This window comes from Halorubrum halodurans (assembly GCF_002252985.1).
Lineage (GTDB): Archaea > Halobacteriota > Halobacteria > Halobacteriales > Haloferacaceae > Halorubrum > Halorubrum halodurans.
Window position 1 is genome coordinate 1 of record NZ_NHPJ01000137.1, and the last position, 2,937, is coordinate 2,937.

Below are 2,937 nucleotides of genomic sequence, written 5' to 3' on the forward strand. Positions count from 1 at the left end.
CGACGGCCGTTCGAGCCCACCGGTCGCCAGGATACACTCACTCAAGGAGTCGGGCGGTGGGTGGGGCAAGGGAGTGGATCTAACCCCTGCGTTAACCAACACTGTGTCGGTATTAGCCGGTGGTGTTGGTTAAGGATAGTTGCTACGGCTTTCAAAGGCGTCGAACTGCCTTTTAAAGAAATTTTGCGAGCCTTTATCCGATGATGGGGCTCAGTATTGGACAAGTAAGCTCTGGTAGCATGGAGAAGCCATCTGTCGTATGCGGCAGGTGGAAGATATCAAAGGTTGCAACCCATGTAGGTCGCCTAACAAGCGATCAGGCCGTCATCGCGGTTCGGGCTGTCCGCTCTAATCAGGGGGCGGACACCCGGATTCCGATCGGCTGCCAAAGGAATCTGGAGTACATGGTTCACTCGGAACCACCAACTACGAGGCTCCGAGGCGGATGCCGGCGGAGAAATTCCGTCGATAGTGAGCAACACTGTAGCTACCATCCCAGCCGTGAGGCCGCCGATTCCCCATTTTGCTGGCGACGGAAGAAATTCACAATAGGTGTTTAGTCTGCTATATTACCCACAGTCAGCAGCGAAGAGCAAGGATAAGAGCTGATGTTGGTCATGAAGTCGTTAAGAGAGATTGAGAGGGTTCGGTTCGAGATGGGTAGTTTGTAACTCCCGAAATGGGGTGAGGTGGGATTGAAAAAAGATGTGACGGCCACGACCCAGCACGGTGTTGCACTGGCGTGGTCGCCCCATCGTCTCCCGCCTCTGAGTCATATGCAATACCTTCCCCAGTGGCAACACACCGCCACCAAGTTGTATCAACTCCTGACCCAACCAGTGCTGTTTCGAGGCCCACGATGACGCGGCGGACGCGTTCCGAACAGGGACAGACCACGCGCGAAGCACTCGAGATGCACCTCGCACAAGCGCTCACTCGCTGCGAGTCAGCCGTCGTCCGTGCGCATCTGGAGGCCGCGTTACGGAAGTGTCGTGACCTCCCGCCGACGCCGCTCGTCGAGTGTCCTGTCTGTGGGCGAGTCGGACTGCCAGAGCGGATCCAAGCACACGACTGCCCAGGAACCACTCGAGATTAATAACCACAACAGTAGACACTCATCGATGAAATCTCGGACTCGCTCAGCGACGAAGGGTACGGCGTGTTCCACGGGCGAGAGTTCGTCTCACTTCGAACGAAGGGCCAACTCGCACCGAACTCCACGGTGTCCCAACAGTACCTGGATGGGAAGGAGGCCGTCATCCTCGCGTACAACGAAGACGCGAACGAGATTGCGATCATCCCACTGGAAGAGGACTACGACAAGACAAACGTCTACTCGCTCCAGTGGACAGACAACCGCGTCACCATCGCGGTAAGCGGGTTCCTCAAGCAGAACAACATCCAGCCAGACCAGACGATTCGGTACCCGCCAGAGTGGGACGAAGACATGGGCGGCGACAAGGTTCCAGGTGCGCTCGTCATTGACCTCGACCAAGACGGCAAGGTCGCTCCGGCAGCACACAACGAATCGGACGAGGAAGCTGACGAAGCCGAAGCGTAAGCACAGTCGTTGCGACTGGCACCACGGTTCGCCCAACATTCACGCGAACTGCGTCCACGCCAGACACAGCGACACACCTCGGCAGGTATTCTTTTCGCACAGCTCGATATCTCGGGTGCCGATAGCCACCGCGCCAACAACGCTGTCAACCCGGCTCCGGCACGCGACCGCTAAAACCGACCGTCCCCGGTCTACTCGCCATTCCCACAGAATCTACGCGCTATCCATTCACAATTCCCAGAGTCTTCGTGCGCTATCCGCTTGCAGTCGCTACAGATGTTGTTCGCAATGGGTGCAGAACGGCTCCGCTTCGCCCAACATACAACCAACATCCGTGTTCAACCGGTCAGTCACCAGTTGGGCGTGACACCTTCACGTGAATATGCGGTTGGATGAGATTCGCCCCTCGTCTGACCGCTGATCGCTCTCGATGATGCCGCCCACATCAATATTATTATACTATTACTGTGCTATTCGGGTTGTTATTACCGGACGGCAGTCGTTTTGCTGGGGGTGTCTATTAAGACCTGTAATTACTGGACGGCAGCCGGATTCAGGGGTTCTGTTATAACACTCAAAACAACACCACCGACCAACGTGGGTCAGCTCGTTATTACAAGACGGCATTCGATTTGAGGGCATTTCTAATAAGACGCCTAATTACAAGATGGCGCGCTGATTCAGGGGGGTCTGTTATAACCGCTCTCATCGCTATCAGCTACTGGCCGTCCATACTGTTATTACAAGACGGCGTCGGGATTGGGGCCTCAGTCTATAAGATGGCTTATTACAAGACGGCGTCGAGATTCACCGGGAGTAGTTATTAGATGTTAACCAGCGGCTCAGAACAGCCTTATTACAAGACGGCATACGAATAGGCGGCATCCATTTTAGTTTATGAGTTCTATTCTACATTTCGACTAATTACAGTACGGCGTCGGGATTGAGGGGGGTCAATTATAGGATTGGAGGGGACGAAATCGAGCGAACACGTTCAGCCACGCTCTCAGAGTGCTTGATAGCATCTCTAAAGCAATCTGTATTGCTCGAACACGACCAGCCGAAATTACACAATTAGGGTTCAGGGGAGTTGAAGTTCCAGTGGGTAGTCGCGTGGCGGACGATTCAGGCAGAGCCGAGGAGCGGGCGAGGATGAGGGGTGGAGTGGGAGCGTAGGCGATGGAGGTACTACCAGATTGTTGATAGTGGAGGGAACCCTGGAGGAGCGCAGGGGTGAGGCGGGGTAGAGGCGCGGCGAGGCAGGGGGAGACTGGAGGCGTCGACGGCGACGTGGTCTGGACGAGCTCGGGTGAGGGGGGCTGGCGACGGACTGGACTGGACGGGGGAGGCAGCGAGGAGCGAGGAGGCGACTGGCG

1 protein-coding gene is annotated in these 2,937 nt (G+C 56.0%); it reads left to right on the forward strand.

Features of this window, described 5'->3' with window-relative positions; all coding sequences use genetic code 11:
• The first annotated feature begins 1,159 nt into the window (after positions 1-1,159).
• Complete coding sequence (locus tag DJ70_RS15830; RefSeq protein ID WP_218827820.1) at positions 1,160-1,561, forward strand: hypothetical protein; 402 nt, start codon at positions 1,160-1,162, stop codon at positions 1,559-1,561.
• Positions 1,562-2,937: the final 1,376 nt, after the last annotated feature.